At 46.8% G+C, this 8,100-nt stretch carries 8 protein-coding genes; 3 read left to right on the top strand and 5 right to left on the bottom strand.

Features of this window, described 5'->3' with window-relative positions; translation table 11 throughout:
- The first annotated feature begins 84 nt into the window (after positions 1-84).
- Positions 85-1,233 (top strand): chromate efflux transporter, encoded by a 1,149-nt coding sequence (gene chrA / locus BZG82_RS10535; RefSeq protein ID WP_077765811.1) that lies wholly within the window; start codon positions 85-87, stop codon positions 1,231-1,233.
- 220 nt (positions 1,234-1,453) lie between these two features.
- Here the strand turns inward: chrA and BZG82_RS10530 are convergent, their stop codons facing one another.
- The gene (locus BZG82_RS10530) at positions 1,454-2,488 is read right to left on the bottom strand and encodes a Gfo/Idh/MocA family oxidoreductase (protein WP_077765810.1); all 1,035 of its coding nucleotides are present in this window, start codon (positions 2,486-2,488) and stop codon (positions 1,454-1,456) included.
- Positions 2,489-3,454: 966 nt separating this feature from the next.
- On the opposite strand from BZG82_RS10530, the gene BZG82_RS10525 reads away from it, so the two are divergent.
- Positions 3,455-4,339: a TPR end-of-group domain-containing protein gene (locus tag BZG82_RS10525; RefSeq protein WP_077481223.1), complete on the top strand. Its 885-nt coding sequence runs from the start codon at positions 3,455-3,457 to the stop codon at positions 4,337-4,339.
- A 54-nt stretch (positions 4,340-4,393) separates the two neighbouring features.
- On the opposite strand, the gene yciH is transcribed toward BZG82_RS10525, so the two are convergent.
- Positions 4,394-4,717, bottom strand: a complete 324-nt coding sequence (gene yciH, locus BZG82_RS10520) for a stress response translation initiation inhibitor YciH (RefSeq protein ID WP_077481225.1) — start codon at positions 4,715-4,717, stop codon at positions 4,394-4,396.
- A gap of 102 nt (positions 4,718-4,819) precedes the next feature.
- Positions 4,820-5,182 carry a DUF3319 domain-containing protein gene (locus BZG82_RS10515; protein ID WP_077481227.1) on the bottom strand — a complete coding sequence of 121 codons (363 nt, stop codon included), beginning with the start codon at positions 5,180-5,182 and terminating at the stop codon, positions 4,820-4,822.
- Positions 5,183-5,395: 213 nt separating this feature from the next.
- On the opposite strand from BZG82_RS10515, the gene BZG82_RS10510 reads away from it, so the two are divergent.
- Positions 5,396-6,349 (top strand): tyrosine-type recombinase/integrase, encoded by a 954-nt coding sequence (locus tag BZG82_RS10510; RefSeq protein WP_077662433.1) that lies wholly within the window; start codon positions 5,396-5,398, stop codon positions 6,347-6,349.
- Between the two features lie 3 nt (positions 6,350-6,352).
- Here the strand turns inward: BZG82_RS10510 and BZG82_RS10505 are convergent, their stop codons facing one another.
- Together BZG82_RS10505 and BZG82_RS10500 are read right to left on the bottom strand one after the other, a co-directional pair.
- A complete protein-coding gene (locus tag BZG82_RS10505) occupies positions 6,353-7,357 on the bottom strand; it encodes a D-alanine--D-alanine ligase (RefSeq protein WP_077481231.1) in 1,005 nt (334 codons plus the stop codon).
- 226 nt (positions 7,358-7,583) lie between these two features.
- The gene (locus tag BZG82_RS10500; protein WP_069586462.1) at positions 7,584-8,066 is read right to left on the bottom strand and encodes an SPOR domain-containing protein; all 483 of its coding nucleotides are present in this window, start codon (positions 8,064-8,066) and stop codon (positions 7,584-7,586) included.
- Positions 8,067-8,100: the final 34 nt, after the last annotated feature.

Below are 8,100 nucleotides of genomic sequence, written 5' to 3'. Positions count from 1 at the left end.
TATTAATTTCATTCATTTAATGAATCGATGTTATCTGTTTATATTCATGGGCTAACATGGATAGAATTCAGGCTGGAGGTGGACATGATCGAATTACTCAAGCAGTTTTTTATCTTAGGCTGTATGTCATTTGGTGGCCCTGCGGCACATATCGGCTATTTCGAGCGCGTTTTTGTGAAAGAGAAGCAGTGGCTGAGTGCAGAGGCATTTGCGTCAGGTTTGGCGATCAGTCAGTTTTTGCCAGGACCAGGCAGTAGTCAGCTTGGTATGTATATTGGCTATCAGCGCGGTGGCTATTTGGGAGCATTGGGGGCATTTGTCGCGTTTACGCTACCTTCTTTCGCTTTATTAACCGCAGCAGCGATGTTTAGCAGTAGCAATGATACGGCGGGTTGGGTAAGCACGCTGATTAGTGCGGCTAAGTTATTGGCTGTGGTTGTGGTGATTGACGCGACAATATCGATGGGGCGAAAATTCATTCATTCGTTCACTACAGCGGTGATTGCAATTGTCACCACGGTATGGCTACTAGTGTCGCCGTCTGGCGTTGTTTATCAAGTACTCCCCATTTTACTCGCTGGCGTGATCGGTGCCGTTGGCTTTAAACTAACCGCTGTTCAGGCTACTTCGATATCGATAGTGCACGCGCAACGGCGCAGCGGGATCATTCTCAGCCTTTTTGTATTCTTACTCACGGTTCCTTGGCTTTTCAATAGTGTCCTGCCGGTACAAGTATTCAACCTGTTCTACCAAGCGGGAAGTTTTGTATTTGGCGGCGGCCATGTGGTGCTGCCGTTGTTAGAGCCCATTGTGGGTGACGTTGTCACAGACTCTGCATTGATTGAAGGCTACGCCGCCGCACAATTAGTGCCAGGTCCGATGTTTACCATGGCCAGCTATCTTGGTGCGACGGTTGAAGGGCTATCGCCAATATGGGGAAGTCTTATCGCCACAGTCGCAATCTTTTTACCCGGTGCGTTATTGATGTTTGGTGTATTGCCCGTGTGGGAGGCCGTTAAATCGCAGCCTAGATTGGCGGGGGCTATTATCATGATTAATGCCAGTGTTGTCGGACTCTTAGCGGCAGCGCTTTATCAACCCGTATGGGTATCGGCGTATAGCCAGTGGACTGATTTAATCCCGATAGCCGTTGGGTTAGTGGCGCTCATTAAATGGCGATTATCAGTTTTTTGGGTGCTGTTAATGATGATTGGTTACCAGTGGTTCTTTTGATGCCGTCCAGCCCGATATGAGTTCGGGCTTTATTTTACTCCCTTAATGCACTATAACTTTATATGTTAATCAAAAATTCAACGTACTATCTGGTGGTCAAAGATATCTCAGTAGCCAAGACAACAGGTATCACACCATGCGGTGTTTAGATGTGGTGGGCAGAAAGTGCGGTGCCCCAAGCGGTTATAACTCTTGGGGCGATTGGTAGTGGAGATATCCTTTATAGCGAATATTGCCATGTCTGGCGGCTGCCGGTTTCCGATGCACGTTGAGCAAGTTCAATCGCGTAAATTACCTTAGTCGCTGATTCGGCGCTCACCGGAGAAGGGCGTTGATGTGTGATCGACTCTGCCAGTAAAGTAAAAAGTTGCTGGTATTGGCCAGTATGTAATGGACAAGTCATTTTAGTGACGCTGTCACCTTTCTCTAGCGTTGCTTCATGCGACTGAGTCCCAAAGTTTTTGTCCAATATGGACATGGCTGCACGCAGTTGATCTTCTTGAATATCTAACCCGTTGCAAGAGAAGGTTGCCTTTTCGCCGTGTACCGTAAAGCGCTCTGTGGTGCCTGACCGATATGGGCTAGAGTTCAATATCACTTCGCTATCTGGGTAATGCAACGTGAGCTGAAAATAGTCCGTTGTTTGGCTCCCTGGGCGTAAAGCGCGACACTGAGCTGAAATAGCGTCTGGGTCTCCGAGCAGGGTTAGTGTTTGGTCAATCAGGTGCGAACCCAAATCGAAAAGAATACCAGCGCCTTCGCCAGGCAGCTCTCGCCAACGTTGCCTTACTTCTGGGCGATAGCGGTTAAAGCTTGAATGCATGACTTTAATATCACCAAGCTCATTGTTTTCTATCAGTGATTGGAGAGTCAGAAAGTCGCCATCCCAACGGCGATTATGGTAAGGACAGAGGATTAGGCCTTTTTCATCCGCCAATTTTGCCAGAGCAAGACCGTCTTCACTGCGCGTGACAAATGGCTTTTCCACCAGAACATGGCAACCGGCTTCGAGTGATTGGCGTGCGTGCTCATAATGCAGATGATTGGGTGTGGTAATGACGACCAAATCAGGACTTTCATGCTCAAGCAGTGTATTGATATCTGCGTAGCATGTCGCTTGGGGTAAATGTTGCGTGACGTTCTCGGGCTTACTGGAGACAACAGCCGTAATATCAAACTGCGGCATCGCATTAAGAAAAGGAAGATGGAATGTGTTGGCAGAAAAGCCGAAGCCAACCAATGCGGTTTTAATCATGAATAAACCCAAAATAGACGGTGTTTGTCTAAACCCTATAGAAAACCTCAAGAATGATCAATTGGCGCGCTCGACAACATCGATTATGCTAGTGCAATTAAGACTGAACGTATTAGAGAGACGCGGATGTGTCGCCATTTTAAATTGCTCAGGCCGGGCACTGCTAAGTCAAAGATTGATTTAAGGAGACATTTTAACTTTGCTGTAGAGTGACATTACAACTTTGCCCTTATACATAAGTGCGCATTATCTATCTTATGTTAAATAATATATCCGTCAGATGAAGATTGGCATCGATAAGACAAGCGCCTGAATTCCTCGTCGATACGTTTTGTCCCCTTCACTGTGTTAACGCGACTATTCAACGCAATCGTATATTTACCATAAAATAGCTAATCACCACTTTCTTTAATCGACTCAGTTCAAATNTTGGCGCGCTCGACAACATCGATTATGCTAGTGCAATTAAGACTGAACGTATTAGAGAGACGCGGATGTGTCGCCATTTTAAATTGCTCAGGCCGGGCACTGCTAAGTCAAAGATTGATTTAAGGAGACATTTTAACTTTGCTGTAGAGTGACATTACAACTTTGCCCTTATACATAAGTGCGCATTATCTATCTTATGTTAAATAATATATCCGTCAGATGAAGATTGGCATCGATAAGACAAGCGCCTGAATTCCTCGTCGATACGTTTTGTCCCCTTCACTGTGTTAACGCGACTATTCAACGTAATCGTATATTTACCATAAAATAGCTAATCACCACTTTCTTTAATCCACTCAGTTCAAATGCTTCGCTTGACCTAAGGTGCTTCAATCTCGCAGTGATAAGCTAAATGATGATCTTTTATGGGTATATTTAGTGTTATCTCAGCAGTTTCCGCCTGTTGACCTTTTTAGGTGCTGCAAGGTTTGCTACAGTTTTGCTAGTTTGTACGCGAACCGTTAAATAAGGGAAAAAATGAGAGTTCAAATAGTGGCTTGGCTGTTAGTCGCATTGACCAGCTTCAGTGTGTCTGCCGAGGATGAAGGCGAAGCCAAACAAGCCTCCGCACAACCTAAGTCGTATGCGGAACAAAGTATTTATGACAAGCCATTGATGGAACGCTATGTTTTGGATGAGATTCGTAATCTCAGAACAGACTTCCAAGCCCTTGAAAAGCGTATGGTGGTTGAGATTACCGACCGTGAATTAGACGTGGCGGACAAATCACTTAACTATGCCAATGTCACCGTCACCTACTTTTTCTATTTGATTGCGGGCGCTGCATCATTGATCGCACTGGTTGGTTGGCAATCGTTGCGTGATATTAAGAACAACACCAAAGAACTCGCTGACCAACAGTTATCGGAAATTGCTGAACAATATGAGCGAAAGTTCCAAGCGTTAGAGCGCGATTTGAAACGCAAAACACGTATCATCGCCGAGAATAACAAAGAAATTGAACGGATTAATGAGATCCATAACCTTTGGTTACGCGCACAGCATTCACAAACGCCAGAACAACGGATGGAAATCTACAATGAGATTTTAAAAATTCGCCCTGGTGATCTAGAAGCCCTCACTCATAAAGCGGATGCCGCGATGGAAATGGGTGAATACCATTGGGCGTTGAGTATCAGTAACCGTGTTTTAGAAGTGGATGACAAAAATGCCAACGCCCTCTTCCAGCGTGCTTGTGCTTATGCGCGTCTTGGTGCGGAAGAGCAAGCGATATCTGACTTGGAAGTCGCCGTGGCGGAAAGCGCTTCTCTGCGTGAAGCGGCTCGTGAAGAGGCTGACTTTGAATCACTTCACGGTAACGAGCGCTTTGACGTGTTGATTGATCCGGAGAGTAATCCTTAGTCAGCATCCATTATGGCAAATCATAGACAATGGGCAGCATGCGCTGCCCGTTTTTTATCCACCGGCGAGTTTGACGGTGTGGCCTTTTTTCTCAAGATGGGCTTTGATTTGATCGCGTTTATCCCCTTGGATTTCGATAACGCCGTCTTTAATCGCGCCACCACAGCCGCATACTTTTTTAAGCTCGGCGGCGAGTAGTTTTAACGCCGCGTCTTCAAGATCCAGCCCTGTTACTAAGCTAACGCCCTTCCCTTTACGCCCTTTTGTTTGGCGCTGAATACGAACGATGCCATCTCCCCTTGGGCGAACTGGCTTTTCCGTTGCCTCTTTGATGCGGCCGGTTTCGGTAGAATAAACTAATCGGTTGTTATCAGACATGGTGTATACGTAATGTGAAAACCTTGGTGAGACTATACCAAAACAAAAAGCGGCTTTGCAGATAAAGCCGCTCATCTTATTGGTTGGTATACATTGAGTGTATTAGGCGCGCAGTTTTTCGCCGTTGCGATCAATATAAAGTTTGAGGGCGGGTAAGGTTCCTTTCATCAGGTTTCCCCGAACCATCATGTACCAGCCCTTTTCGTCTTTCTCGGGATCGTCATTCATCAGGCGAAACCCTTTGTACTCTTCGACTTGGCGGGTTTGTTTACGAGCAAGCGCATCAAACTCGGCAGGATCAGTGACCATGCTGGTATCGACCCACCATTCAATCGACTTTTTGACACCAGTCAAGCTGCCAGACACAACTTTACCGCCTAGCCGTGCACGATACACCTCTTGGATATCACCAGAGCCTTCTACTTTCTCAATGGTGTAGCCACGGTGAAAAAGGCGTTGGGTCATAGTTTCCTCCTGATGCCGTTCCCACAATAGTAATCTACCTATTATGAGTTACGAACCTACTAAATTTTTAGACTATTATCACGTTGAGTTCGAGGATTTTCACTAATTTTCAGTCTTGGAAAGACAGGTGGTTAGACAAAGTGCGATATGTTTCAAGTTTTATTCTTTGGTTGCTGTTATTATATTCGTATAGCAATAAAGTTATAGTGCGCTATGAAAAAGATTAATCCCATTGATGACAAGAACTTAAGTGCGAGTATTCAAAAATTTAACCAGGGCATACTCTCCGTTGAGGATTGGAATGGTGTGACAGAATCTCGGTACAGTCGAAACTCTCTACTAAGCTATCGAAATGACTGGCAAGTTTTTGTTTCTTTTTGCCAAAGCCAACATGTCACGGCGTTACCCTGCGCGGTGACAACACTGCGTCGATTTGCTGAACTCACCTCTCAGCAGCGAAAAGTATCGGCGATCCGCCGAATCATTGTTACTGTGGGCTTGGTGCATCGCTTACACCGTCAGCGAGATCCGAGTAAGCATCGCGAAGTGAAATATGCCATGGCGCGGTTGCTTGCTGCGAAACTCCCAGAGGCAAAAGAGGCCGCACCATTTAAAAAAAGACACCTGTCAGCACTTCGAGAGCAGTTCCAATCAAGCAAGCGACTGCGCGATATTCGCGATCTTTTAATTTGGTCATTGTGTTATGAGGGCTTACTCAAACGCAGTGAACTCGCCGCACTCGCCGCAGAAGATGTTATGTATGACGGCGAAAAGGCCTATGTGATGATTGGAGAGCAACGGGTTGTGCTCTCTGAAAAAACGGCAATGACGCTCGCCACTTGGCTCGAGTACAGTGGGATCCATCAAGGCCCCCTACTGCGACGAATTAACAAGCATGGTCACTTAGGCGACACACCGTTAGACCCCTCTTCAATTTATCGCGTTTTTCGCCGCGCCAGTGATGTGTTAGGGGAATCAGTGATGTTCTCTGGACAATCACCACGCGTAGGGGCAAGTAAAGCTCTGGCAAAGCAAGGGTTAAGTATCAAGCAAATCCAACATCTAGGCCGCTGGAAAAGTCCGGCTATGCCGGCGCAATATGTCGGCAACCGCGAAGCCAGTGAGCAAGCCAAGGCACGTTACCGACATAAAAAGCCTACAGAGTAGCGCCTAAATTACCCGTTTCCCTGTTGCTTTGCTAATACACTGGGCGAGATATTCGTGGAAAGAATAACCATGATGCTCTACCAATTTGGGGAACATCGAAATCGGGGTCATTCCTGGGAAAGTATTGATTTCATTCAGTAAGATTTGATTGTCGTCACTCAAAAAGAAGTCGATACGAGACAAATCTTTTAAGCGTAGGTGCACAAATGCTTGACGCGCATACTGTTGAATCGCCTCTATTTGTTGATCCGTGAGGTTCGCCGCTTCAATATGCGTATTGCTATGGCTCCCGTCGCTGTACTTTTCCTCGTAGGTGTAGAAGGTGTTCTCTGGGCAGCTGATTTCGCCCGGCGGTGTGACAATTACATCCTCTCCCATGTGGAACGCGGCGACTTCAAGCTCACGTGGTTTGATCGCTTTCTCGATAAGCACTTGGTCTGAAAACGTAAACGCATCTGCAATTCGCGCTTCTAGCTCATCGTCTTTCGCCACACGGTAGCAGCCCACGCTGGAGCCTTGGCTTGCCGCTTTTACAAAAACCGCCCCTTGCTCGTCATAAAAAGTGCGTGCCCGAGCCAAGCTACTTGGGCTTTGATCGGTTAAAAAGACGTAAGGTGTATTCGGAATCCCAAGGGCGTCAAACCATAGCTTGGAGGTGATTTTATTAAAGCACACTCGGCTCGCTTCAGGTCCGCAACCGAGATAAGGCAAGCCTGTAATTTCTAATAATGATTGAATATCGCCTGTCTCACCGGGAAAGCCGTGAATACAAGGCACCACATAATGGATTTGGGTGTGTTCTACCTTGCTACACAGCATGCCATCGGTATCCAAGTGGCAGCGCATGCCATCCGCTAAATGCCAACCTTGATCGGTCATTTCCACTTTATGGACTTTCACTCGCGGCAGTTTTGCCAGTTGTGACTCAAGATACTGAGCCGAAATCAAAGAAATCGCATGTTCAGCGCCACCGCCACCACACAGCAAAAGAAGGTTTATTTTACTCATCATTTTCTCACAAGACGTGTCATGCACGTATTTTGCTGACTTTTAAGCCATAGTAGACAATTGTTCGCTAGCTTTCATTATCCAAACAATCTTTATGCCCGCTTTGATAGTCAATTGCTTGTCAATTATACAAGTGAGTACGGCACACCAGGCGCTCAGCTGTGCGTCACCCACCACACACAAAAAAGCCGGCAAATCGCCGGCCGGTTCAGCAAATGGGCCGCGCTTAGTTAACGCGCACCATTTGTGGGTTGGACGAGCGTTTGATATCCGCAATGGAGCGAACAAATGGGCCATATTGGCGCACTGTTTGTGGAAGCGCCTGAATCGCTTGCTTGGCCGCATCTCGGGTTGGGTACTCGCCATAGAGCAAGGTGTACCAAGGCAAACCATCGACCATTTTTTTATTACTCCAAAGCGGCTGATCACTGGGTAGGCGTTTAGCGTAATCGCTAAATCCACGATCGTGACTCAGTGCTACAACTTGAATGGTATAGCCCGGCCCTTGTTTCGCTGGTTTTACCGTTTGCTTTTTAGGCGCAGGTTTTGGCTGAGCTTGTGGCATCGGCTCCGCTTTCGCCATCTCTGGCTGTTCGGTCGCACGGGTATCGGTCGACTCAATGGTCTGACTATAGATTTCGGTAGTGACGCCGCCACCGCTGCATCCCGTCAAGAGCGCGGCAACAGCCAATAAGGCCAATTTTTTCATTGCAATTCTGTCAGTTATCCAAGTTTGTGTCATT

Source organism: Salinivibrio sp. PR5 (genome assembly GCF_001996085.1).
In the GTDB taxonomy this organism is placed as follows: domain Bacteria; phylum Pseudomonadota; class Gammaproteobacteria; order Enterobacterales; family Vibrionaceae; genus Salinivibrio; species Salinivibrio proteolyticus.
This window is presented reverse-complemented; position numbering and strand designations above follow the sequence as displayed.